Below are 23878 nucleotides of genomic sequence, written 5' to 3' on the forward strand. Positions count from 1 at the left end.
CCCTTAACCCCCTTAAGAAACCCCCTAACCCCCAAGACCGCTTTTTCAATAAGCTATCGCTTGATTAAAATCAAGCTCTTTGCTATTTTTTACAAAAACGCTTAAAGCGTTTTTTAAAATCTCATTTTTAAAAAGAAAGCGATGAGTTAGGGTATAACTCCTCTTTCTTTTTAACCTCATCAAATTCATCTTTATAGCGGTGTTGGTAATTTGGGTCATAATCCACAACGCTCTTTAAAAAACCGCTGAATTTTGGATTTTTCTCGCTAAGCTCTAAAGCCACAGTGTAATCAATTTTTTCTTTGTATTTAGCGTTCAATAAGATAGCGCTTTTGTCCTCATCAGTTCTTAAATCAATCACGCCAATCCCAAAACTCGCATGCAAACGCTTCAACAAATCCATGAGTTGGGGATTGTGCGTATCAATATGACGGCCCACCAAATACCCCTCATTAGAGCTGTTAGAAATCGCTTGAAAATAACACTCCCTGCAATTATTCACGCTGATTTCTTTTTTCAATTCAAAGCTTTAACGGGCAAAGTGTCAAATTTCTTAGAAAAAGCGATTAAATTTTCATTAGACAATTCAGCGTGCAAAAACCTAACCCCCACCATGTCCGGATAAAGCCACCTATCCATGCCTTTTGGCGATTTCACGCTCTCTTCGTGAAAAATGGTTTTCGTGTAGCATTTCAAATTTTCATTATGAATAGCCATGTAAGTTAAAAAGGGGTGCAAATCCCTTTCATGCATGATTTTATTATGCGCGATTTTAGCGCTTGGAGCGCTTATTTTTTCAATGTTTAAAACCGGCTCTTTAGCCGCGCTTTTTAAAGCGATTAAAACCGGCTTTTCTTGCACCTTAAAAAAGGGTAGTTCTTCGCCCTTGTTTAGAGCCGTATAAATAAGGGATCTAACACTTTGGTGTGGTGTGTTGCCCCCATAATCAAACATTTTTGTAATCTCGCCTTTTTCAAAAAGCTCTTTGGCTTTATCATACACTTTAGTAGGGCTAATCGGTCCTGTAATCTCTAAAACGCTTTGAACGATTTCAATGTCTTGCGGTTTCATTTTTTGCTCGCTAAATACTCTTCATAACTGCCTTTAAAATCAATGATTTGAGCGCCTTTAGGGCTTGGGACTAATTCAATAATCCTATTAGCATACGCATCAATGAGCTCTCTGTCATGGCTTATGCAAATCACTGCCCCATCAAATTTAAAGAGCGCTTCTCCTAAAGCGATAATGGCTTCTAAATCCAAATGGTTGGTTGGCTCATCTAGGACTAAAAAATTCCCCCCCTCTAGCATGAGTTTGGATAAAACCATTCTATGTTTTTCGCCCCCACTTAAAGCGTTCACGCACTTTTCTTGCTCTTCGCCATTAAACAGCATCCTCCCTAAAGCGTTTCTCACCTCTGCGCTTTCAATCTTTTTATTGAAATTAAAAAGCCATTGATACAAGGTCTCTTCGCCGCTAATTTCTTCGCTCACGTTTTGAGGGAAATACCCTCTTAAAACCGTCGCTCCCCATTTCACCACGCCCTTATCCGGCTTTAACTCTTCTACTAAAATTTTACAAAGCGTGGATTTACCCACACCATTTGGCCCTATGAGGGCGATTTTATCTTTAGGCATCACTTTCAAGCTCACTTGATTTAAAACCATTTGCCCGTCATAACTTTTAGAGACGTTTTCGCATTCTAAAGCTTCATTCCCAATGGTGCGTTTGGGTTTAAAAATAATGCTAGGATCCCTCCTGCTAGATACCGCTAAACTTTGAATGTCTAATTTATCCAGTTGTTTTTGGCGGCTTGTGGCTTGCTTGGCTTTAGAAGCGTTAGCGCTAAAGCGCGCGATGAATTTTTCTAGCTCTTCTTTTTCTTTGAGTTTTTTATTGCGTTCGGCCTCTTGCTGTTTAATCATCAAAGTAGAAGCGATATACCAATCGTCATAATTCCCGCTAAATTCGCGCACGCTGTGGAAATCCAAGTCCAAAATGTGCGTGCATACCGCATTTAAAAAATGCCTATCATGGCTGATGACTACCATCGTGCCTTCATGGCGTTTGAGGTTGTTTTCTAGCCATTCAATGGCGTTTAAATCCAGGTTGTTCGTAGGCTCATCTAAAAGCAAAATATCCGGTTTAGGGAACAAGACTTGAGCGAGAAGGATTTTAAATTTATCGCTGCTTGGCAAGGTTTTCATCAAATCGTTGTGCCTAGAGCTAGGAATGCCTAAATCTTCTAGGATTTTTTCAATCACCACTTCGCATTCATACATGGGATCTTCTTCTACGCAAATGGTTTCTAACTCCCCTAGTCTCGCATTCACTTTATCATCGCTCAAATCGCCTTCGGTGTATAAGCGCTCTTTTTCTTTGATAGCGTCATACAAACGCTTATTGCCTATCAAAACCGCATCTTTAAGGCTCAAATCTTCAAAAGCGTATTGATCCTGCCCTAAAACCCCCATCCTCATGCCGCTTGTGATAATGACTTCCCCACTGCTACAATCAATGCTCTTGCTTAAAATCTTTAAAAAAGTGGACTTTCCTGCCCCATTAGCCCCAATAAGCCCATAGCGTTTGTTTTTATCCAGCTTGATATTCACGTTTTCAAACAATTTTTTAGTCGCATAGCGTTGCGTTAAGTTGATGGTTTGCAGCATCTTGTGATTTCCTTATTTTTTGTGATTAGAGAAAGTTTATTGTAGCGTTTTCTTTACAATATTGTATCCCTTGCTTATTATGGTTATTCATAAGGTCTTTGACGCCCAAAATTTGATCGAGCCTATATCATTTCCTCTTGATTTTTTATTCAAATTAAGGTAAAAATAATGTTTTAAAGCAAAAAAGGATCATGTCATTGAAAGTGTTTGATTACGAAGATGTCCAACTCATTCCTAATAAATGCATCGTGAATAGCCGTTCAGAGTGCGATACGACCGTTATTCTAGGCAAACATGCGTTTAAAATGCCCATAGTCCCAGCCAACATGCAAACAATCATCAACGAACCGATCGCAGAATTCCTAGCAGAAAATGGCTATTTCTACATCATGCACCGTTTTGATGGATCGACAAGAATCCCGTTTGTCAAAAAAATGAAAAAACGCCAATGGATCAGCTCCATCAGTGTTGGGGTGAAAAAGGAAGAATATCTTTTGATAGAAGAGTTGGCCAAACAAGGATTAACGCCAGACTATATCACGATCGATATTGCGCATGGCCATTCAAATTCTGTCATTGAAATGATCCAACGCATCAAAACGCGTTTGCCCGAAACTTTTGTGATTGCCGGGAATGTTGGCACGCCAGAAGCAGTCCGTGAATTAGAGAACGCCGGTGCTGACGCTACGAAAGTTGGCATCGGGCCTGGGAAAGTGTGTATCACTAAAATCAAAACAGGCTTTGGCACGGGTAGTTGGCAACTAGCGGCTCTTAGGTGGTGTGCTAAAGCAGCAAGAAAACCCATTATTGCAGATGGCGGCATTCGTGCGCATGGGGATATTGCAAAATCCATACGCTTTGGCGCGACAATGGTAATGATTGGCTCGCTTTTTGCAGGGCATGAAGAATCATCTGGAGAAACAAAAATAGAAAATGGTGTCGCATATAAAGAATATTTCGGTTCGGCATCAGAGTTCCAAAAAGGTGAAAAGAAAAATGTTGAAGGTAAGAAAATTTGGATCCAACATAAAGGATCGTTAAAAGACACGCTGGTTGAAATGCATCAAGATTTGCAATCTTCAATCTCCTATGTGGGTGGGAGAGACCTTGAAGCGATTCGAAAAGTGGATTATGTGATTGTGAAAAATTCAATTTTCAATGGGGACACAATCTAAAAAAGATCAATGAAACAATAAAGCTAATTTTTACGAGCGAAATGCCTCTCAATGCAATCGCATAAGATATGGATCATAAGAATGTGTATTTCTTGGATTCGTGGGGTGTCATCACTAGGGACAATCAAAGCCAGATCGCTTAAAGGCTTCATTTTCCCCCCATCACGCCCCGCTAGACTAAGCGTTTTCATCCCTAAATCTTTGGCTTTTTCATAAGCTTTTAGGACATTTTTGGAATTACCGCTTGTAGAAATCCCTATCAAAACATCATTTTTTACCCCCAACGCTTCCACTTGTCTGGCAAACACTTCTTCATAACCATAATCGTTCGCAATGGCGGTAAGGGCTGAGGTATCCGTGCTTAAACTTATCGCGCTCAAGCCTTTCCTTTCTAGTTTATAGCGCCCGGTCAATTCAGCGGCAAAATGCTGCGCATCGCTCGCGCTCCCCCCATTACCGCAAATAAGGATCTTCCCTTGATTTTCTAAAGTTTCTATCAAAAGATGAACGCTTTGCTTTAACGCTTCTTGCAAACTTTCTAAGCTTTTTTCTAACGCTTCCTTATGGGCTAAAAATTCTTTTTGAATCAAATCATCAATCATTATGTGTCCTTTTAATTTTTTCTATGATAGCGCTTGTGGAATAACCTTCTTCAAATTCTATCAAACGGGTTTCTTTAGCCAACTCGCTCCCTATGACTTCCTTATTGAGATAGTCCGCTCCCTTGACTAAAATATCAGGCTTTAGGGCTTGAATCAATTTTATGGGTGTGTCTTCTTCAAACACCACAACATAATCCACGCAAGACAAACTCGCTAAAAGAAACGCTCTGTCTTTTTCGCTCACTATGGGGCGTTTATCCCCCTTAAGCCTTTTAATGGAATCATCGCTATTTAACCCCACAACAAGAATATCCCCTAAAGCTTTAGCCTTTTGCAAATAGCTCGCATGTCCTTTATGGAGGAGGTCAAAACAGCCATTGGTGAAAACGATTTTTTGCTGGTTGTGTTCTAAAGTTTCTAACAGCTTTTCTAAAGGGAGGATTTTAGGGTGCGTTTGGTTCAAAATCAAAGCGATTTCTTCTAAACTCGCTAACGCGCTCCCCATTTTACCCACCACCACCGCCGCAGCCGCATTGGCAAACTCGCAAGCATCTTTTAGGCTTTTTGATTCTAATAAAGAAAGCGTTAAAGACGCTATCACCGTATCGCCTGCCCCCGTTACATCATAAACTTCTTTAGCGATAGTGGGGCAATTGACTAACTCGTTTTTTTCTAAAAAAGCGATGCCCTGTTCGCTCAAAGTTACTAAAGGCATGGCGATTTGATAAGTTTCTTTTAAGATTTGGAGCGCTTTTGATAAATTCGCATGGCTGTCTAATTTCAAATGGAGCGCTTGCTCTAATTCGGCGCGATTAGGCGTGATCAAACTCGCATGGGAATATTTGCTATAATCCTTCCCTTTAGGGTCGCATAAAATGAGCTTGTGGTGTTGGTTGGCCAGAGTGATCATTTTTTGAGTGAGTTCAAAATCCAACACGCCCTTATTGTAATCTGAAAGGATCACGCCATCTATTTCTTGGATTTTTTCTGTGAAAAAATCTAAAAGTTTTTTTCTTAAATCAGCGTTTAAGGGGTCTTTGATTTCCTTATCCACGCGCGCGATTTGCTGGTTTTGCGCGATGATGCGCGTCTTAAGCGTGGTGCAACGGGTTTTATCTATTAAGACGCCTGAAGTGTCAATCCCTCTTGCTTTTAAAGCGCTAATGAAATGCTTGCCCTCTAAATCATCGCCCACCACCCCACATAAAAAGACTTTAGCTTTTAAAGAGATAAGATTATTAGCCACATTGGCCGCTCCGCCTAAATTCTTACTCTCTTTTTTGACTTCTAAAACAGGCACAGGGGCTTCAGGCGAAAGCCGTTCGCTCTTCCCCCACAAATAATAATCAGCGATCAGATCGCCTATGACTAAAATTTTTTTCATGCGCATTGTTCTTTGAAAATCGCATGGATATGGGGCAAATAATCTTTAATACCGCTTTCTAAATCGTATAAAGGGGTGTAATCTAAATCTAAAATAGTGGGTTCAATGTGCGCTTGGGTGTGCTTTTGGAAAAAAGTATAAGGGTTTTTAATATAGCTCACTTTAAAATCCCCTAAATGCTCTTTTAAAATGCTAACGATTTCATTATAACTCCTGGCTTGTGAATAACCCACATTATAAACCCCGCTTTTTTGAGCCTTCATCGCTTTCACATTCGCTTGGATCACATCTTCAATATAGACAAAATCCCTTAATTGCTCGCCAAATTCAAAAAGCTTGACTTCCTTAAACGCCATCGCGCTTAAAGCGAGCTGCAAAACCATGGAAGCGGTTTTTTCTTTATAAAATTCCCTAGGCCCATAGACATTAAAATACCTTAAGCCCACTTGAATGTTATCGCTTGAATGCGAAAGAATAAATTCATCCATGCAAAGCTTGGAAAAGCCATAAACGTTTTCAGGACTTTCGTTTTTGCCTACCACATTGGGGGCTTTGGTGTTGCCATAAACGCCCGCTGAAGAAGCGTAAATCACTTTAGCCTTTTTTGATCGAGCGATTTCTAAAAGGTTTAAAAAAGCCTGATAGTTGGTCTTCATCACTAATTCTTGATTGAGCATGGTCGTATCAGAGACAGCGGCCTGGTGGAACAAATAATCAAAATGCAACTTTTCTAAACGCCTTAAATCTAAGGGGTTATTAATATCAGCGATGATCACTTCGCCCCTAAAACCGATTAAATTCTTAAAATGCCCTAAAGAACTGGGGCGGTTATTACTGAAAAGCGTGTTACTGCGAAACTTATCCAAAATGACTACTTTAGCTTTAGGGTGGTTCTCTTGAAAATAAAAGGCCAGATTACTGCCTACAAAGCCAGCCCCACCGGTGATTAAAATCGTTTGATTTTCTAATCCATCATCAATATAACGCATAATTTATCCTTATTTAATCCAATCAATCATCTCTTTAAGATCTTTACATTGTATCCAAGAATGAGGAGTTTTTAAAAAATTTGTAGTCAATAAAAGGTTATTTTTAACTTTAGCGTTCAAGCCGGCTAACATGTCGCTCTCTTTATCGCCTATCATAAAAGATCGCTCCAAGCAAATTTGATGCTCTTTAGCGGCTTGTAAAATCAAAAAGGGTTTTGGCTTCCTGCAAGCGCAATTTTCTTCTGGGGCGTGCCTGCAAAAATAGACGCCATCCAAATTAAAACCTAATTCTTTGAGCAAGCTTTCTTGGAGGTATTCGGTGAGGTTTTCAAAATCTTTAAGGGTGTAATAGCCCCGGTTGATCCCGGATTGGTTGGTGATTAAAAGCAATTTATAGCCCAAAGTTTTCGCATGCTTTAGCAATTCAAAAATCCCTTTTTGAAATTCAAAATCTTCTTTTTGGCTCACATAGCCTTTATCAATATTGATAATGCCGTCTCTGTCTAAAAAAAGGGCTTTGTTAGTGGTGATCATGGTGGCTTTCTTGCTGTGGTGTAGCGTTATTTTGATGGCGCATCATATCGCTTTTGTGGTGCATTATATGGGGTGTTTGGTGGCTAATGAGCATGATCCCCATATAAAGGACATAAAGCCCAAAAACCCCCATTAAGCCTTTAGACAAAAGATTGAAAAATTTCCTGTAAGAGGTAGAAATTTTGCTTAAAAAAACCCCCATTAAAAACAACGGCACGCTGGTGCCAAGCCCAAAAGAAAGGCCTAGCATCGCTCCCATAAACGCGCTATGACTGAGAATCACGCTCGCTAAAAACGAATACACCATCATGCAAGGCAAAAACCCGTTCAGCACGCCTAGAAAATACAGCCCTAGAATGTTTTGAGATTGCAAGGTTTTTTTCATCAAAAAAGAGATGAAAGGGATTTGAAAGCTTAATTTTTCCGCTTTAGCTCCCAAGAGCGCTAAAAAGATCAAAACAATCCCCATGCTCATCAATAAAACACCCCTAAAGCCCATGCCCACGCTAAGACTATGCCCTAAACCTGCCGTTATAGCCCCTAAAAGCATGTAAGTGCTGATCCTCCCTATATTATAAAGGGCATGGCAAGTGAGCTGGTAAGAAAAGCTCGTAATTTTAGAAAATCTTATTTGACTAAACGCGCTCACAATCCCCCCACACATGCCCACACAATGCCCTAAAGACATGCTCAAAGCGGCTAAAAACATGCCCAAAAAACTCAAATGATGCATCATTTGCATTCTAGTATCCCTGCTTTTTTAAGAGCGATTTCCATCCCGTCAAAAACCAAACGCTCCTTGCAAACAGAATGAGGTAAAAACGCGCTCAAATACTTCGCATCGCCCCCACAAAGATAGATTTTCTGATCTTTGGCTAAATGCTGGATACAAGAGATGACGCTCAAAACCATGCCGTAATTCACAGCATCTCTGGTGTTTTTGGGTAAAACTTCTAAAGAATCTAAGGCTTTGAAAGGTTGCTCTAAAATTTTAGCGCTCTTTTTATACGCATGGGTGTATTGGGCTAAACCGGGTAAAATACACCCTCCTAAATGCTTGCCCTCTTTGACTAAATCTATCGTAATCGCGCTCCCCGCATCCACCACCACGCCATTATTTAGCGCCAAACACGCCATTTGCCGGTCTATCCCAAGCCCTATATAGTCGGTTTCTAAATGAAAAAATCCTGCAATATTTTTAGCGTTAGGGTAACAATTCAAAAGGGCTTTTTCATTTTCTTCATTCACGCTAATGTAAAAAATTTCCTTTTGAATACCCAAACGCTTTAAATCTTCTTTAGCGCTTGAAAAGAGCTGATAGTTTTGTGCAAAATGGATGCGCGTGTTGCCTATATCGCATAAAATTAGGTTTTTCAAATCTGTAAAAGATCGCCTAGCTGGCATAGACCTACTTCTTATTCATTTCTAAAGCTTTTCTTCTTTCTTCAAGCTCTTTTTCATCTCTTTCTTGATGCTCTCTCGCTCTTTGTTCAAATTCCCTCGCTCTTTGTTCGGCTTTGGCTTTTTTCTTTTCTTCTTTCAAGCGGCGTTTTTCTTCTTTAGGGCTGAGTTTTGGCGCTTCTTTAAAAGCGTTACTCTCTTTTGAAACAGGAGCGTTTTCTGCGCCTTTTTCATTACCCTCTTTTAAAGCAGGAGCGTTTTTGTTTTCTTGATTTTCTTTTATGCCTTTTTGGATAGCGTTATTTTGATTGTTAATAGGCTCCATATCGCGCCTTCTGGTTTTAACTTCTTCTTCTTCAAACCCGCTATTTCTTGGCTTAACTTTGTTTTCTTCTAAAGGCTTTTCTTTAGCTTTATGTCTTTCTTGCAAATAAATAGGAGCGTTCCCTTTTTCGCCTTTTTGAGATTTTTTAGATGCCGGTTTTTCCACAATGGGATAAAGTTTTGGTTTAAAATCATTATAATCTAAATAATAGCGGTCATAATACACCCGATTTTTATCATAAAACACCCCTTTATCCAAACGATTGGATGAAAAAAACTTAAAACTGCCTATAGTTGGCGTTTTATAGACATTATACGAATCAAAATCATTCAAATCCACCTCTATCACATACCCACGCTTTTCTAAAGAATACAATTTATTATGGTTTAACACAATCGTGTTGAGCGAAGCGAAGGGCAGTTTCACGCTGTTTAATTCCCTCAAACTCTTATCCATTTGCAAAATCTGCCCGTCTAGCGTGAGCACGTATAAAGTCCCCTTATCATAGAGCAAATCTATAATGTCCCCATCATAGTTGAACTCTTGACCGCTCACGACTGAGAGTATTCTTTTCCCTGTAGAAGCGATCATGTTATTGCCATCTACGATAAGGTAAGTGATATTGTTGAAAAACTTATCGCTGCTGATAACAATGTTTCTAATAGGCGTAGGGTTTCCATGCACATAATCCACGACCAACAGGCGTCCATCTAGCATAGGGAACACCACGACCGTATCCATAAAAATAGGCATCGCCATTAAAGAATTGATCGTGGTGCTTGGGGAACCTTTTTCGCTAAAAAGCAATTTTTGAGAAGTGATGTCGTATAAATTCGCTGAATTGTCCGCTAACACCACCGCTAAAAGATTCCCTTTAACGCTCGCGCTCAAGGCAAAAGTTTCCAAAGGAATGATGATAGATTGTTGGCTGGCGTTAGGGTTATTGCTAATCAATTCCACTTGATGACAGACTTTATCTTGGACTTCCGCTTCAACGCCCTTTAATTTCAATTCCGTTTCTTCAGTCTTAGCCACCTTGCTTTTGCTTGTTTTTTTATCAATCTTGTTCAAACAATCTTGCGCAAGGATGAAAAACCCCTGACTCTCATTTAAAAAACTGCTTTCATAATTGAAATTCTTACCGATTCTTAGCTGCGTTAAACCTTTATCGCCTATAACCGCCCCATTTTTCAAAATGGCTCCATAACGATTAGACGAAACGATACTCTCTTGCAAATGGTTAGGGAAATACGCTTCACCTTTAATCTGGTGTTTAGCGGGTTTGAAGTATTTTTTCATGTTACAGCCGCTAAAGACAATTAGGGCTATGAGTGAGATTAAAAATGGTTTATTCATCAAATCAATGCGTTCCTTGAATAGTTTCTTTTTTTAGATTAGTTGGTTTGGAAGGGTTTTGCTGAATATCTTCTAACATTCCATAGTGTTTTAAAACAGAGATTATAGCATAGAGTGAAGAACTTAGAGGGATAGTGGATAAACTTTGATGCGCTTTTTTGATCGCGTCTTTAGAATTTTCTTCATACAACAAGTTCACTTCTTGTAAAGCGCTCATTTCTTTAAGAATGGGGCTTTTTCCGAGCAAGTTTTTATCTCTAGAGAGCGATGCGTAAGAATATTGGGCGAACACTTTAACGATTTCATTAGAAGATTGCGAAAGTTTTTTAAACTCGTTTGCATCGTTTCTTTCACTCGCTCTGGCGAACTGATACAAATCATACAACTCTGGGGCGACTTCTTTCAATCTTTTTTGCAAAGCTATATTATTAGGACTCTCTAGCACTTCGTTATAAATTTGAGTGATCCGCTCTCTAGTTTGCTCATGCTTATAATCTTGCAATTTCGTATCCCCTAAATAAGCGATAAAAGCCACCACGATAAACAACAACACCCACTTGTAGCGTTTGAAAAACTTTTCTAATCTAAACGCCCCCTCTAAAAGCTTTTCATCGCTTTTGAATTCGTTTTTAACTTGTTCTAAATTTTCCTTAATATTCATGCCTTGCTCACTCCTGTGCTGCCAAATCCTCCGCTACCCCTTGAAGTTTCATCTAATTGTTCGCATTCTATAAATTCGGCTTTATAAGTTTTTTGAACCACCCCTTGAGCGATCCTATCCCCTACTTGAACTTTAAAATCTTTATCGCTCAAATTCGCTAAAATGACCTTAATTTCGCCCCTATAATCATTATCCACCGTGCCAGGGGAATTTAATACCATCACCTGATGATTCAAAGCCAAACCGCTACGGGTGCGCACCTGCAATTCATACCCCACTTCTAAAGACAAACAAATCCCTATTTTCACCAACCCCACGCTATGAGGTTTGATCATCACTTCTTCTACAGCATGCAAATCAAAACCTGAAGAACCCTCGGTTTGGTATTCAGGGATAAGGGCGTTTGGGTGGATTTTTTGGATTTTAATTTTCATCAAAACAAATCTCTTTATAATAAATGTCTAAAATTTCAAAATCGCTCTCGCCATTGGGCAATTGAATGCTCACCGCATCACCCTTGCTCTTACCGATCAAACTCTTAGCGATCGGCGAACCAAAAGAGATTAACCCTTTAGCCGGATCGCTCTCCACGCTCCCTACTATCGTATAAGAAAACTCTTTATCGTTATCCAAATTAAGGATTTTAATCGTGCTCCCAAAACTCACTTTATTATGGGCTAAAACGCTCGGATCAATCACTTGAGCGTTAGCGACAATTTCGCTTAAATCCACAATTCTCGCTTCAATGAAGCGTTGTTTTTCTTTAGCGGCATGGTATTCAGCGTTTTCTTTCAAGTCTCCATGCCCTCTAGCAATATCAATTTCTTTCACAATATTAGGCCGTTCCACCTCTTTTAATTGCTTTAATTCCGCGCAAATCTTATTGTATCCATGCATACTCATAGGTTCTTTATTCATTTAATCTCCTAAGCTTATTCAGTAGAGATTATAGTAAAAATTAAGTTAAATTCAGCAAAAAAGCCACCTCTTCGGCGACTTTTCTCGCACTCCCATGTTTTAAATATTCCCTTAATCTCAAACTTTCTTTAAAATAGCGTTCTCTATCCATTTCTTTATACGCTTTTAACAAACCCTCTACGCTCAAAAAATGCTGGATCAATTCCGGGTGCAATTGGCTCTCCCCAAGCCCTGGAGTTTCATTATTTAGGGCGTTATAAAAGATGTTCGCTAAACCTATATAATGCAAATTGACCAACATTCTAGCGATCAAAAAATCCATCGTTTTAGCCCTATACGCTAACACAAAAGGCGTGCCAATCAAAGCGGCCTCTAAAGTCGCTGTGCCGCTGCAAATGAACGCAAACTCCGCTTCAAACAAACTCTTATGCGCATCATAAGAAATTTCAAATAATTGAATGTCTTCTCCATAAAGGGCTTTCAAATCCAACCCCTTAAAGAAACTCGGCACGACTAACACACGCCTTTTAAACCCTTCGTTTTGTTCTAAAATTTGAGCCGCTTTGACAAACAAAGGGAACATTTTAGCGATTTCGCTTTTCCTGCTTCCTGGCATAAACACCAGAGTTTCGCCCTTAATATCTTTTTTATAATATTTAATTTCATCTAGTAAAGGGTGTCCCACATATTGGGCTTTTTTTTGGTAATAGCCCACTTCAAAAGGCAAAATCGCCCCCAAAAAGTCGCAGTATTTTTCAAGGCTTTTAGCGCGCCATTTTTTCCATGCCCAAACTTGCGGTAAAATATAATACATGATTTTTTTATGCGGATCTTGTTTTTTGATTTTTTTGGCTAGGGGGATATTGAAAGAAGAAGAATCCATTAAAAGCACCAAGTCCGCTTGTTTGGCTAATTGGACCATTTCTTTATGGGCTTTGAGTAAAAACCCCAAACGGCCTATCACGTCTCTAAAACCCATGACAGAAAATTCTCTAGGGCTATAAAGCGCGTCTTTGCTTTCAAACACCCCAATAAAACGATAATCTTTGGGCAAATTGCACCGTAACTCCTCTAAATGAACATTAGAACTCGCTTCTAAAGCGCTCACTAAAATCGTGGGCATTATTTGTCTTTCAAAAGGTTTTGGACTTGATAGAGCTTGATTTCTTTGTGCAAATCCCTCAATTCAATTTTGAGTAACGAATTTTCAAAATCTTTTTTAGAGAGATGGTTTTTTAAAAGCCTGTTTTCGCGCAAAACGCTGCGGTATTGCAAGTAAAGCCCTTCATTGAATAAACGCTTACATGGTTTAGCCATAATAACCTGATTGTCTTTAGCATAAACTTCCACTTCTTCAAGGGCTTTAGGAAAAATCCATTCTTCTTCTGTATTTTGCACTTCTTTGTTTGAGCGGGAGTTTTCTTTTTCTAATTTCTTTTGATAGATTTCTTGCTTCAAACCTTTTAAAACGCTCTTTTTCTTACGCAAGATTTCTTGGACTTGCTTCAATTCCAAACGGATTTTTTTTAAAACTTCCCTAGTGTCTTCAATTTCTTGCTGGTAAGCGTTCAATTCTTCTTGCATCGGTTTTTATTCCGCTAACATTTCTAAAGACAACAAACGCATTTCATTGCCTTGAGTGATAATGACATTCTTGCTGTGGCATTTCTCACACACCCCATAATCTAATGCGTTAGGCTTAAAAACATGCGAACAATCCTTACACTCTAATTCAACCTTTTCATCTACAATGTCTAAAATAGCGTCTTTACACACCAAAGATTCTTCTCTAAAAGTCTCAAACGCGCTCACAAACAAGCTCTTATCCATAGCACTTCTTTCACCAATACCGACCACGACTCTTTCAATCTTATGGGCTTGATTCTTCTTCGCATGCTCTTCGCAAAGAGCGATTAAAGAAGAAACGACCGAGTATTCATGCATACTAAACCTTAATCTTTAAATTGGCTCCTATTATATTGTATTAGAGTAATCCTTTGGTTTATTGCTTGAGATTCAATAGGGTGTTAAGGATTTGATCGGATGTGGTTACCGCTTTAGAGTTCGCTTGAAACCCCCTTTGAACCACGATCAAATTCGTTAAACTCCGGCTCAAATCCACATTACTAGACTCTAGTTTGGATCCTGAAATTGAACCCCTACGCCCCGTATTAGCCGCGCCGATTAAGGCTTGCCCTGAGTTTCCAGTTTGAGAAAAGACATTCCCGCCCAAAGCCTGTAAGCCCGCATCGTTAGCGAAATTCGCTAAAGCCACTTGAGCGAGCGCTAAAGTCCTACCATTACTGAACGCCCCTAAAAGCACCCCGTCTGAATCAAAGCGGACATCCATCAAATCGCCCGCTTGATAGCCGTTTTGCTCAATCGCATAAGTTTCAGAAATCTTATCCACGCTCGTTAGCCCGTCAAAACTCCCTGAGGAACCAAAAGCTAAATTGATGCGTTGGGGGGCATCAGCGCCATTTTTAGGGTCAAATTGCAAAAGAGGCGGGTTCATGCCTGCAAGCGATCCGTCATTATTGAAGCGCAAACGGCCTCCTTCAAACACATTAGGCCTAGCCGCTGACCCCCCTACTAATTCCCCAGGCTCAGGCACGATCACCCTAAAATTCCATTCCGCCCCCCCACTTCTATAAAACTCAATGCGCATGGCGTGTTTAGTGCCTAAGCTGTCTATCACATCAATGCTTGTCGCATGGGTAGCGTGGGTGAATTTAGAACTGCTCGCTGACGCTCCCCCTTCAATTAAAGAAGCGGTGTTAAGCCCTTTCATCGCGTTTTTAAACAAAACATTGTTCGTTACGCTGTCTGAAGAATACCCGCTCACAAAGATATTGAGATTTTCTTTAATGACATTTTTATTGTCTTTATTATTGATTTCAAACATGCCGTATTGGTTGATTGTAACCCCTATAGAAGCGGCTGAGTCCTGGTAATTGTCCGCTAAACTAGGATCTTTAACGATATTAGCGTCATGCTGGATTAAGGCACGCAAGTCTTCGGTGGTCCTAAACTGCCCAATATCCGCATTAGGGCTGATAGAATGCGTGTAGCTGTATTTGAAAGCCGTTACATCTTTATCGCCGTCTAAAAAGTTAGCGAACGCCCCGGTCCCGGCTTGAGTGACCACAATGTTTTTAAGCTTTTCATCGCCGTCTAATTCATTGGTGTTTTCCAAACGCAATTGCTTGCCGTCCAAATAAGCTTCAATCCCTGTTTGGCTTTTGACTGCATTGATCGCATTTTTGGCTGCTACTAAGCTTGAAGTCCGGCTCACCGCTGAATCGTTCGTGAAAGAAATCTTAACCCCATTCAACTCAAGCGTGCTGTTTTCTGCGGAAGGGAGGATGTCTTTAACCATTTTGGCGCTCTTATAGCTCACCCAAATCCCTTGGTTTTCATTCAATAAAAGAGCGTCGCCATCTTCATTGTATAAAGATCCCATGTCTTCGGCGACTTGAGCTAGATTCGTGCCTGAATCATACACCGGATTAATGCCATCTGAAGGGGTTTTGGCTGAAGAATCTAAAGCGAATACCGCCGCTGTTTGATCCGCATGCCTTCCAGCGTTTAAATTCGCTCTCATAGAAATGCGGTTACTCGCTCTAGCTGGCATCACCATTCCAGGATCAATTCTAATATTTTCTAAAGGACCGGTGTTATCCACTTTTAAAGCGTCCGTATCGCTCCCTTTATTGCCGGTATCGCTCCCGTTTCTCACCCACCCTTGCACCACAAGCCCGCCGGTGGTAACCAAACTCCCTTGCGAGTCAAAAAGAAACTCCCCATCTCTAGTGAAATTGCGTGTGATCCCCCTATCAGGGCTAATGATAAAGAAGCCATCGCCTTGAATCGCTAGATCGGTTTTGACATCTGTGTTTTGGATATTGCCTTGTGAAAAGATTTTAGTCGTCGCATCCACGCCTACCCCAAGCCCCACAGAAAAGTCATTCTGCCCTGCCAACCCATTTTTATAGGGCGCGGTAGCGATGAGTTTGACTTGAGAGAGCATATCCACAAAAGAAGCCCTAGAATATTTAAACCCAGTGGTATTCACATTCGCAATATTATTACTCTCAATATCCAAAGCGATTTGGTGGGCTTGCATCCCATTGACACCAGACCATAAAGACCTAAGCATGGTTATCCTTTAATTTAAAGAAATTCAATCTATGCAAAATAAAGCAAAAGTTGTTCCTAAATGGCTTTTTAGAATGATTGGTTGCGGATTTTAAAGTTTTGTCAATCAAAAAATCAGTCAAATTCATAAGGAAATAGGGGTTTTGTAACACCACCCCTTAATTACGCTTTTTAAAGCTTATCGCTCAAATTTAAGAGTCTAACTCGCTTTAGCGCAAAATCGCGCATTCATGATCTTGAATCTCTTCAGCTGAAGCGCGATTTGAAGTCAATGGGTTAAATTGTGTCGCTAATAAGACAAAGGAGTTATCGCTCTGTTGCACCACCGCTAGCCCATAGTCCCCCATGCGTTTGTGCGCGTTAGGCATTTCTTTATTAAGCATGACAAACGGGCTTTTTTGCGCTAGTTCGCTCTCTGTTACCCGACGCGCCAAATATTTATGCCCGTTCAAGCCACCTGATAATGGCGACCAACGGCTGTTGATTTTTTTTAGATGATTGTCCAGCTGTTTGCGCGCATCAAGGCTAATGCAAGAGATATGGATGTGAAAATGGTTTTGCGATCGCCCTTTGCTAGAGTTGATCGTCAAAGAAATCGCGCTATCAGGAATGGGTTTGCCGTATTTTTTACTCATAAAATCACGCGCTTGCCAGGATAAGTAAAAAAAGTTAGGCGTAGAAGGATCAAGCAGCAAAGGGCTTTCAATACCGCTAATGTGAGTTGTTGGCATCAACAAATATTGCAACGGGCCGTTAATATCTTTTAAAACCACATAGCCGGCATCGGGTTTGACTTCTATGCATGGCGAAGGATTCTGATTTTTCTCATAATTAGGCAAACATTTCTCAAAAACAATCTTACGCAACACATTCGGATCTTTAGCGTTTAAACTCATAACAGCGATAGCCATCAGCGCTAAAAAAAGAAAGCCCGCTTTTTTCATCTTTTTCGCTCCTTGTTTTTAATTGGAGTTTTTACAAACTCTCTCGTTATTTTTCTACAATAGCGGTTAAAATCTTTAATCATTATGATTATTTTAATGAATTTTGACTTATTAGTAACATTTAGTAACCTATTTTAAAAAGAGCTTTTTGAATACCAACGAGAAAAACTTAAGTTGATAACATTAAAAAATGCTAAAAGATTTTTTTAAAAAATTAAATAGCTTGCACTAAGCAGGCGATAATTTTTCGCCATGCGATCTTAGGGGGTTGATACTTATCAAAATAAAGCGTTTTATAACCTTGATTTAGATAACATGGTAGTGCTAATGCCACGATAAGGATAATTATCATGCAAGATTTACCCCCATGCCCTAAATGCAACGATGCCTACACCTACCATGATGGCACGCAATTGGTTTGCTCTAGCTGTTTGTATGAATGGAATGAAAATGAAGCTAATGATGAAGAATTGATCGTTAAAGATTGCCATAATAATCTTTTACAAAATGGGGACTCGGTCATTCTCATTAAGGATTTAAAGGTTAAAGGCTCATCTTTAGTGCTTAAAAAAGGCACCAAGATCAAAAACATCAAACTTGTCAATAGCGATCACAATGTGGATTGTAAAGTGGAAGGGCAGAGTTTGTCTTTAAAATCTGAATTCCTTAAAAAAGCTTAGGAAATACAAAAGCTTAAAAATAAGAAAGTTTAAGGACTTTCTAGCCCTATAAAAACAACTATTTTTTAGAAAAAATCAACTTGTCCAGCTTGAAAAAAATCACCGCTCCAATGGTTTGCCCCAAGAAAAGATTGAGCCACAACGGAAAATTGAAATAATAAAAAATCTCCATAAAAGGCAACATCACCAACGTGCTCAACATCCATCTAAGCCAATAAACCAAAAACAGCTTGGAAGTGTATTCTGTGCCAAGTTTCTTAAAAAATTCTCGCATAAAGACAACCCTTTATAAACCCTTTTTGCAAACTCTCCCTAAAAAGGAAAGCCCGCTATCAAGGAATATTCCTAAATCTCATACCTTTAGACAATCGTATAGGACACTCTTTTTTCAAAAAGTTTGCTCTCGTAATTGCCTAAATCCCTACCATCCACAAGGGCAAAGGCATCGCCAAAAGTCGCCAATAAGGCAGAATCTAACTGCATGTCTTTATGACGATTCAATGGGATAAAGACTTCCTTGTGGTTATTTTGAAAATCAAACGCTAGAAATGAATCTTTCAAATACACTTCCACTCTAGGGGCGTTTTTCACCACGCTGTTTTGACCTAGTTTCAAGCCTTGCACTTCAGCGCTTTTAATCCCGCACGCATGGCATAAGGACACAAACATGCTCTCTTGTGAAATGGTTGCAAACCAAGGCAAACTATCTCGTTTAGGTAAATTTTCTTTACCCTCTAGAGCCTTTTGTCTCTTAGGCATCTCATGCTTGATGAACGCATAAAAATTGCGAACGCTTTCTTTAGGGGTTGTTCCCTTGAGCTGGTTGGCAATGTTAGCCACGCTCGCATCGTCTCTTTCATAACGCCCCATTGCTACAAAATCGCTCGTTTCAAACAAACGCTCATTCAATTGATAGCTAGCGATCTCATAAGACAAATGGACTTGCTTTTTTTGAGCGCTTTTTAAAAAATCCACTTGCAAATAAGGCACTCCAAAATTGAGCATGCTTTTATAGCTGGCATGATTGCCTTGTAAATGCACATTGCTCGCTACAACACTTGGCATGGGAATGAAAAGTGAAGTGTGTTCTGCAGAATCAAAATCAATGCTGTATTGAGCTTCTATTTTATATTTTGCAGCACTCCCTTTGCTTTCTTCTGCCTGCAAAATCTGTGCTCCTAAAACAGCACCTATAGCGCCTAAAGCAGTCGTTTTAATAAAATCCCTTCGTTTCATAACTATAACTCTTTATTGTAATTTTTAAATTCGTTGAATGAATGAAAAAGTAGGACACACCACCAACCCTAAAGAACTGATGAGTATCCAAAAACCTAAATTGTGAAAGACAAAGCGTCCCTAAAAAATAAGAACGCTCAAAGAAAAGAGTTACTTTTTCTTTTTCGTGTGGTGCATGTCTTTTCCATGCATGTCTTTCATCATTTTTTGGTGTTTTTCAAGAGCTTTTTTAACTCCCTCAGCGTATTTGGGGTCAGCTTTCTTGAAATGCTCCAATTGTTTATCCACAATTTCCTTATGGGTAACATGAGCTAAAGACTCTCCAATAGTGTCATGCAACCTTTCTTTTTCATCAGCTGGCAATGAGCGGTAGTAATCACCTGGTTGGGTGTAGTAATCGCTATCATCAGCTCTGTAATCCCAATTCCACACTTCAAACTCTTTCTCAATATGAGCTAAGTTGAACTTAGGATCCCTCGCGCTCTTATCTTCTTTATAACCAGGCAATGAGCTAGGCGTATAGTTTTGTAAAGAGCCATAATATCCGTTTTGCATGTAACCATCTCTGCTAGAAGAGTGGAATGGGCATCTGGGTTTATTAACCGGTATCTGAGGATAATTAACCCCTAAGCGGTAGCGGTGTGTGTCTCCATAAGAGAACAAGCGCCCTTGTAACATCCTATCAGGGCTATAGCCAATTCCAGGAACGACATTAGCCGGAGAGAATGCCGCTTGCTCCACTTCTGCGAAGTAGTTTTCAGGATTTTTATTCAACTCCACAATGCCCACTTCCATCAATGGATAATCTTGGAGATACCAGATTTTAGTTACATCAAACGGATGGAATCGATACTTCTTAGCATCCTCTTCTGGCATCACTTGAATGCTTAATTTCCATTTTGGGAAATCCCCTCTAGCGATCGCATTGAATAAATCCCTTTGATTGGAATCCGGATCGTATTTTCTGACTTCTGCGGCTTCTTCGTTAGTCAAGTGTTTAACGCCTTGCATGGTTTCAAAGTGGAATTTCACCCAAAAGCGTTCGCCTTTCGCATTGATAAGACTGAAAGTGTGGCTACCAAAACCATCCATGTGGCGGAAAGATTTAGGGATACCTCTATCGCTCATAACCCATGTTACTTGGTATAAGCTTTCAGGAACATTACTCCAAAAATCCCATACCATGTCATGGTTAGGCAAATTGGTTTGAGGATCTCGTTTTTGAGTGTGGATAAAATCAGGGAATTTGATCGCATCACGGATAAAGAAAACAGGCGTGTTGTTCCCTACTAAATCCCAGTTACCTTCTTCAGTGTAATACTTCATCGCAAAACCTCTGGGGTCTCTTACCGCATCCGCACTGCCTCTTTCACCAGCCACAGTGGAAAATCTGAAAAAGCATTCGGTTTTTTTACCCACTTTAGAGAAGATTTTCGCTTTAGTGTATTTAGTGATGTCTTTAGTCACAGTGAAAGTGCCATAAGCCCCACTTCCTTTAGCATGCACCACCCTTTCAGGGATTCTTTCTCTGTCAAACGCCGCTAACTTTTCCAAAAACCAAGTGCTTTGTAATAAAACAGGACCTCTAGGGCCGGCCGTAATCACATTGTTGTCATCCCAAACGGGAGCACCAAAAGCAGTGGTTTGTTTCACATCTTTATTAACCATCTTTTTTCCTTTTATGATCTTAAATCTTCGTAATCCGACACTAGGCCAATTACTTGTGGTGATTATTACATAATTTGTTATACAAAGACTAACGAGATTCAATTTCCTTAAAAAATCTTTTTTTTAAGAATAAAAAACCCCCTTAAGTATTTCTATTCGTAACAATTAATGAAAATAAGAAAGATTAAAAACAAAATTTTATTTTTAATCTAGTTTTAATAATAATTATCATACTATTCTATCTCAATGTTTTAGCGGATTTTGTTTTTTTTTTTTTTTTGATTTTTATTTTTTGAATTTTTAAATTTAAGGAGAGTTGTTGGATGTTTTTAAGATCATACCCAAAGCTTAGATACGCTTTATGTTTACCCCTACTCACTGAGACTTGCTATAGCGAGGAGCACACTTTAAATAAGGTTACCACCCAAGCCAAAAGGATTTTCACTTACAATAATGAGTTTAAAGTCACTTCTAAAGAATTGGATCAACGCCAAAGCAATGAAGTCAAAGACCTGTTTAGGACTAACCCTGATGTGAATGTGGGCGGAGGGAGCGTGATGGGGCAGAAAATCTATGTGAGAGGCATTGAAGACAGGCTTTTAAGGGTTACAGTGGATGGGGCTGCGCAAAATGGCAATATCTACCACCACCAAGGCAACACCGTGATTGACCCTGGCATGCTCAAAAGCGTGGAAGTGACTAAAGGCGCGGCGAATGCGAGCGCGGGGCCAGGAGCGATTGCGGGAGTGATTAAAATGGAGACTAAAGGAGCGGCTGATTTTATCCCTAGGGGGAAAAATTATGCAGCGAGCGGGGCGGTGAGTTTTTATACCAATTTTGGCGATCGAGAAACTTTTAGATCGGCTTATCAAAGCACACATTTTGACATTATCGCTTACTACACGCATCAAAATATTTTCTATTATAGGAGCGGCGCTACAGCGATGAAAAACCTTTTCAAACCCACACAAGCCGATAAAGAGCCAGGAACTCCTAGCGAACAAAACAACGCTTTAATTAAAATGAATGGCTATTTGAGCGACAGAGACACGCTCACTTTCAGCTGGAACATGACACGAGATAACGCTACACGCCCTTTAAGGAGTAACGCTATAGGGTTAGCCTATCCTTGTGAAGCCCCCTTTAGCCCTGATGGCGCTCAAGGGTGTCCTAATGTGCTAGATAGTTTCACAAGGTATTTGTATCACTCTATTAATAGCGCTAATAATCTTTCATTACAATACAAAAGGGAAGCGGGAAATTCTTTTGGCGACCCACGATTAGATTTTACCCTTTATACAAGCATCAGGAACGCTCAGTTTGATCCTTTATTTGATCCTAATGGCGTTTATGCTAAATTCCCCACTTCTTTAGCGAGCGCATGGGAAAGAGAAAATTACCCATGCGTTGAAGGCGGATATTGCACCCCAAGCTTTTCTGATGTGGATAAACCAAGCTCACAGCCTAGGAATTTGTTTTTAAACAACACCGGCTTAAACCTTAAATTCGCGCATGTGATTGATGAAGCCACAGACAGCCTTTTTGAATACGGATTCAACTACCAAAATTTAAGCGTTTTTGACGCTCGTATCCCCAAATCAGAATTATACAGGCCTAATCAAGTTTATACCGATGATAAAGGGCAAAAACAAATCGCTTGCAGTCTTGTGGATAATAACCCCAATGACCCTACTTTATGCCAAAGAGGGAAAGCGAACGGGAATATTTATGGAGGCTATGTGCAAGCGAACTACTCGCCTCATAAAATCATCACTTTTGGAGCCGGGGTAAGATGGGATGCATACACGCTTTATGATAAAGATTGGAACCACCGCTACACTCAAGGCTTTAGCCCTAGCGCGGCCCTTGTGCTAAGCCCCATTGAGCCTTTATCTTTAAAAATCACTTATTCTCAAGTTACAAGGGGGGTGATGCCAGGAGATGGCGTGTATATGCGCCAAAACGATTTACGATACGCTAAAAATATCAAGCCTGAAGTGGGTTCTAACGCTGAATTTAATATTGATTATTCAAGCCAGTATTTTAGCGGGAGGGCTGCGGCGTTTTATCAAGCTTTGGATAATTTCATCTCACAATATGCGCAAAATTTGATCGTAACCAATTTAAATCAAGCGATTAGGATTTATGGCTATGAAGTGGGTGGGACTTTTAGATACAAGGGCGTGAGCTTGAACGTGGGGATCTCGCGCACTTGGCCCACCACTAGGGGGTATTTAATGGCGGACAGCTATGAGCTTGCCGCAAGCACCGGTAATGTTTTTATCATTAAATTGGATTACACCATCCCCAAAACAGGGATCAATCTTGCATGGCTTAGCCGCTTTGTTACCGGTTTAGATTATTGCGGGTTTGATATTTACTTGCCTGATTACGGGACGGCTGAGAAACCCAAAACCCCTACCGATTTAGCCAAATGCGGATCCCAATTGGGGTTAGTGCATATGCACAAACCGGGCTATGGCGTGAGTAATTTTTATATCAATTGGAGCCCCAAAACCAAAAGCCGCTGGAAGGGTTTGCTGCTTTCAGCCGTGTTTAATAACGTTTTCAACAAATTCTATGTGGATCAAACAAGCCCCTATGTCATGAGCCCAGATATGCCAAGCACTGACGCTATTAAAAGAGCGATCGCAGAGCCTGGTTTTAACGCGCGCTTTGAAGTGGCTTACAAATGGTGATTAGTGGGGCTTTAAGCGTTGCGCATGCGTGATAGCAACGGCTATCGCATCGCTAATATCCAAAGGCTTGATTTCGCTTGTGATGTTAAGCAAGCGTTTGACCATAAAGGCCACTTGCTCTTTAGTGGCTTTCCCGTTACCGGTTAGGGCTTTTTTGACTTGCAAGGGCGTGTATTCGCTAAAATTTCCGATCCTCTCTAAAATCTTTAAAGACAACGCCCCCCTGAATTGCGCGAGCTTGATCACGCTTTTTGGGTTATACCCAAAGAAAATATCTTCAATCGCTACCTCATTAACTTCGTAACGATCCAATAAGCAATCTAAGGCTTCTATCAAGTCTAAAATCTGTTCTTGCAAGCGTGTCGTGGTGATATTGATGAACCCGGCCGTGATTAAAGAAAGCTTGTTAGAAGCATGAGAAATGATAGCATACCCGCATTTCCTGCTGCCTGGGTCTATTCCTAAAATACGCATCAATC

22 protein-coding genes and 2 pseudogenes are annotated in these 23878 nt (G+C 40.1%); 3 read left to right on the forward strand and 21 right to left on the reverse strand.

What is annotated here, in order from left to right; translation table 11 throughout:
* Positions 1-127: 127 nt before the first annotated feature.
* A pseudogene (locus EAL04_RS08155) lies at positions 128-1071 on the reverse strand (HrgA protein).
* Complete coding sequence (locus tag EAL04_RS06675; protein ID WP_120974173.1) at positions 1068-2669, reverse strand: ABC-F family ATP-binding cassette domain-containing protein; 1602 nt, start codon at positions 2667-2669, stop codon at positions 1068-1070. The pseudogene EAL04_RS08155 and the gene EAL04_RS06675 overlap by 4 nt, the downstream one beginning before the upstream one ends.
* Positions 2670-2866: 197 nt before the next feature.
* Here EAL04_RS06675 and EAL04_RS06680 point away from each other — a divergent pair, with 197 nt between their 5' ends.
* Positions 2867-3844, forward strand: coding sequence for a GMP reductase (locus tag EAL04_RS06680; RefSeq protein WP_162982518.1), 978 nt, complete (start codon positions 2867-2869; stop codon positions 3842-3844).
* Positions 3845-3867: 23 nt separating this feature from the next.
* Here EAL04_RS06680 and gmhA read toward each other — a convergent pair whose 3' ends face one another.
* The 15 genes and pseudogenes from gmhA to cdh all read right to left on the reverse strand — a co-directional run bounded on the left by gmhA (position 3868) and on the right by cdh (position 17275).
* Positions 3868-4446, reverse strand: coding sequence for a D-sedoheptulose 7-phosphate isomerase (gmhA, locus tag EAL04_RS06685; RefSeq protein ID WP_120974177.1), 579 nt, complete (start codon positions 4444-4446; stop codon positions 3868-3870).
* Positions 4439-5830, reverse strand: coding sequence for a D-glycero-beta-D-manno-heptose-7-phosphate kinase (gene rfaE1 / locus EAL04_RS06690; protein ID WP_120974179.1), 1392 nt, complete (start codon positions 5828-5830; stop codon positions 4439-4441). The genes gmhA and rfaE1 overlap by 8 nt, the downstream gene beginning before the upstream one ends.
* Entirely contained in the window at positions 5827-6819 is a 993-nt protein-coding gene (gene rfaD, locus EAL04_RS06695; protein WP_120974181.1) for an ADP-glyceromanno-heptose 6-epimerase, read from the reverse strand. Before rfaD ends, rfaE1 begins: the two co-directional genes overlap by 4 nt.
* A 9-nt stretch (positions 6820-6828) precedes the next feature.
* Positions 6829-7353 (reverse strand): D-glycero-beta-D-manno-heptose 1,7-bisphosphate 7-phosphatase, encoded by a 525-nt coding sequence (gene gmhB, locus EAL04_RS06700; RefSeq protein ID WP_162982519.1) that lies wholly within the window; start codon positions 7351-7353, stop codon positions 6829-6831.
* The gene (locus EAL04_RS06705; RefSeq protein ID WP_120974183.1) at positions 7340-8095 is read right to left on the reverse strand and encodes a sulfite exporter TauE/SafE family protein; all 756 of its coding nucleotides are present in this window, start codon (positions 8093-8095) and stop codon (positions 7340-7342) included. Before EAL04_RS06705 ends, gmhB begins: the two co-directional genes overlap by 14 nt.
* Positions 8086-8757 (reverse strand): type III pantothenate kinase, encoded by a 672-nt coding sequence (locus EAL04_RS06710; protein ID WP_120974185.1) that lies wholly within the window; start codon positions 8755-8757, stop codon positions 8086-8088. The genes EAL04_RS06705 and EAL04_RS06710 overlap by 10 nt, the downstream gene beginning before the upstream one ends.
* A 4-nt stretch (positions 8758-8761) precedes the next feature.
* The gene (gene pgbB, locus EAL04_RS06715; protein ID WP_120974187.1) at positions 8762-10435 is read right to left on the reverse strand and encodes a plasminogen-binding protein PgbB; all 1674 of its coding nucleotides are present in this window, start codon (positions 10433-10435) and stop codon (positions 8762-8764) included.
* 4 nt (positions 10436-10439) lie between these two features.
* Positions 10440-11096 (reverse strand): hypothetical protein, encoded by a 657-nt coding sequence (locus EAL04_RS06720; protein WP_120974189.1) that lies wholly within the window; start codon positions 11094-11096, stop codon positions 10440-10442.
* Positions 11093-11530: a dUTP diphosphatase gene (gene dut / locus EAL04_RS06725; RefSeq protein WP_000694128.1), complete on the reverse strand. Its 438-nt coding sequence runs from the start codon at positions 11528-11530 to the stop codon at positions 11093-11095. The genes EAL04_RS06720 and dut overlap by 4 nt, the downstream gene beginning before the upstream one ends.
* On the reverse strand, positions 11520-12014 hold the full coding sequence (gene greA / locus EAL04_RS06730) for a transcription elongation factor GreA (protein ID WP_001031343.1): 495 nt from the start codon (positions 12012-12014) through the stop codon (positions 11520-11522). The genes dut and greA overlap by 11 nt, the downstream gene beginning before the upstream one ends.
* Before the next feature lie 40 nt (positions 12015-12054).
* Entirely contained in the window at positions 12055-13137 is a 1083-nt protein-coding gene (gene lpxB, locus EAL04_RS06735; RefSeq protein ID WP_120974191.1) for a lipid-A-disaccharide synthase, read from the reverse strand.
* The gene (mua, locus tag EAL04_RS06740; protein WP_120974193.1) at positions 13137-13598 is read right to left on the reverse strand and encodes a nickel-binding protein Mua; all 462 of its coding nucleotides are present in this window, start codon (positions 13596-13598) and stop codon (positions 13137-13139) included. Before mua ends, lpxB begins: the two co-directional genes overlap by 1 nt.
* Positions 13599-13604: 6 nt before the next feature.
* Positions 13605-13958 carry a hydrogenase/urease nickel incorporation protein HypA gene (gene hypA, locus EAL04_RS06745; RefSeq protein ID WP_000545280.1) on the reverse strand — a complete coding sequence of 118 codons (354 nt, stop codon included), beginning with the start codon at positions 13956-13958 and terminating at the stop codon, positions 13605-13607.
* A 58-nt stretch (positions 13959-14016) separates the two neighbouring features.
* The gene (gene flgE / locus EAL04_RS06750) at positions 14017-16173 is read right to left on the reverse strand and encodes a flagellar hook protein FlgE (RefSeq protein WP_000946430.1); all 2157 of its coding nucleotides are present in this window, start codon (positions 16171-16173) and stop codon (positions 14017-14019) included.
* A 208-nt stretch (positions 16174-16381) separates the two neighbouring features.
* Positions 16382-17275 (reverse strand): annotated as a pseudogene (gene cdh, locus EAL04_RS06755) (CDP-diacylglycerol diphosphatase).
* Positions 17276-17466: 191 nt separating this feature from the next.
* On the opposite strand from cdh, the gene EAL04_RS06760 reads away from it, so the two are divergent.
* On the forward strand, positions 17467-17796 hold the full coding sequence (locus tag EAL04_RS06760; protein ID WP_001937592.1) for a zinc ribbon domain-containing protein YjdM: 330 nt from the start codon (positions 17467-17469) through the stop codon (positions 17794-17796).
* 58 nt (positions 17797-17854) lie between these two features.
* Here the strand turns inward: EAL04_RS06760 and EAL04_RS06765 are convergent, their stop codons facing one another.
* From EAL04_RS06765 to EAL04_RS06775, 3 genes are all read right to left on the reverse strand, one after another.
* Entirely contained in the window at positions 17855-18070 is a 216-nt protein-coding gene (locus EAL04_RS06765) for a hypothetical protein (protein ID WP_120974197.1), read from the reverse strand.
* A gap of 86 nt (positions 18071-18156) precedes the next feature.
* Entirely contained in the window at positions 18157-19032 is an 876-nt protein-coding gene (locus EAL04_RS06770) for a twin-arginine translocation signal domain-containing protein (protein ID WP_120974199.1), read from the reverse strand.
* Positions 19033-19182: 150 nt separating this feature from the next.
* Positions 19183-20700 carry a catalase gene (locus EAL04_RS06775; protein WP_120974201.1) on the reverse strand — a complete coding sequence of 506 codons (1518 nt, stop codon included), beginning with the start codon at positions 20698-20700 and terminating at the stop codon, positions 19183-19185.
* Between the two features lie 323 nt (positions 20701-21023).
* Between EAL04_RS06775 and EAL04_RS06780 the strand changes: the two genes are divergently transcribed.
* On the forward strand, positions 21024-23399 hold the full coding sequence (locus EAL04_RS06780) for a TonB-dependent receptor (RefSeq protein WP_120974203.1): 2376 nt from the start codon (positions 21024-21026) through the stop codon (positions 23397-23399).
* Here the strand turns inward: EAL04_RS06780 and ruvC are convergent, their stop codons facing one another.
* Entirely contained in the window at positions 23400-23873 is a 474-nt protein-coding gene (ruvC, locus tag EAL04_RS06785) for a crossover junction endodeoxyribonuclease RuvC (protein WP_033584174.1), read from the reverse strand.
* Positions 23874-23878: the final 5 nt, after the last annotated feature.

Source organism: Helicobacter pylori (assembly GCF_003638305.1).
In the GTDB taxonomy this organism is placed as follows: Bacteria; Campylobacterota; Campylobacteria; order Campylobacterales; family Helicobacteraceae; genus Helicobacter; species Helicobacter pylori_DJ.

Coding starts and splice junctions, on each gene's coding strand:
- mua (WP_120974193.1), bottom strand. CDS start 13,598: ATGCAAGAAGAATTGAACGCTTACCAGCAAGAAATTGAAGACACTAGG.
- EAL04_RS06720 (WP_120974189.1), bottom strand. CDS start 11,096: ATGAATATTAAGGAAAATTTAGAACAAGTTAAAAACGAATTCAAAAGC.
- flgE (WP_000946430.1), bottom strand. CDS start 16,173: ATGCTTAGGTCTTTATGGTCTGGTGTCAATGGGATGCAAGCCCACCAA.
- EAL04_RS06780 (WP_120974203.1), top strand. CDS start 21,024: ATGTTTTTAAGATCATACCCAAAGCTTAGATACGCTTTATGTTTACCC.
- EAL04_RS06765 (WP_120974197.1), bottom strand. CDS start 18,070: ATGCGAGAATTTTTTAAGAAACTTGGCACAGAATACACTTCCAAGCTG.
- gmhB (WP_162982519.1), bottom strand. CDS start 7,353: ATGATCACCACTAACAAAGCCCTTTTTTTAGACAGAGACGGCATTATC.
- gmhA (WP_120974177.1), bottom strand. CDS start 4,446: ATGATTGATGATTTGATTCAAAAAGAATTTTTAGCCCATAAGGAAGCG.
- greA (WP_001031343.1), bottom strand. CDS start 12,014: ATGAATAAAGAACCTATGAGTATGCATGGATACAATAAGATTTGCGCG.
- EAL04_RS06675 (WP_120974173.1), bottom strand. CDS start 2,669: ATGCTGCAAACCATCAACTTAACGCAACGCTATGCGACTAAAAAATTG.
- dut (WP_000694128.1), bottom strand. CDS start 11,530: ATGAAAATTAAAATCCAAAAAATCCACCCAAACGCCCTTATCCCTGAA.
- ruvC (WP_033584174.1), bottom strand. CDS start 23,873: ATGCGTATTTTAGGAATAGACCCAGGCAGCAGGAAATGCGGGTATGCT.
- lpxB (WP_120974191.1), bottom strand. CDS start 13,137: ATGCCCACGATTTTAGTGAGCGCTTTAGAAGCGAGTTCTAATGTTCAT.
- hypA (WP_000545280.1), bottom strand. CDS start 13,958: ATGCATGAATACTCGGTCGTTTCTTCTTTAATCGCTCTTTGCGAAGAG.
- pgbB (WP_120974187.1), bottom strand. CDS start 10,435: ATGAATAAACCATTTTTAATCTCACTCATAGCCCTAATTGTCTTTAGC.
- EAL04_RS06775 (WP_120974201.1), bottom strand. CDS start 20,700: ATGGTTAATAAAGATGTGAAACAAACCACTGCTTTTGGTGCTCCCGTT.
- rfaE1 (WP_120974179.1), bottom strand. CDS start 5,830: ATGAAAAAAATTTTAGTCATAGGCGATCTGATCGCTGATTATTATTTG.
- EAL04_RS06770 (WP_120974199.1), bottom strand. CDS start 19,032: ATGAAACGAAGGGATTTTATTAAAACGACTGCTTTAGGCGCTATAGGT.
- rfaD (WP_120974181.1), bottom strand. CDS start 6,819: ATGCGTTATATTGATGATGGATTAGAAAATCAAACGATTTTAATCACC.
- EAL04_RS06710 (WP_120974185.1), bottom strand. CDS start 8,757: ATGCCAGCTAGGCGATCTTTTACAGATTTGAAAAACCTAATTTTATGC.
- EAL04_RS06760 (WP_001937592.1), top strand. CDS start 17,467: ATGCAAGATTTACCCCCATGCCCTAAATGCAACGATGCCTACACCTAC.
- EAL04_RS06705 (WP_120974183.1), bottom strand. CDS start 8,095: ATGCAAATGATGCATCATTTGAGTTTTTTGGGCATGTTTTTAGCCGCT.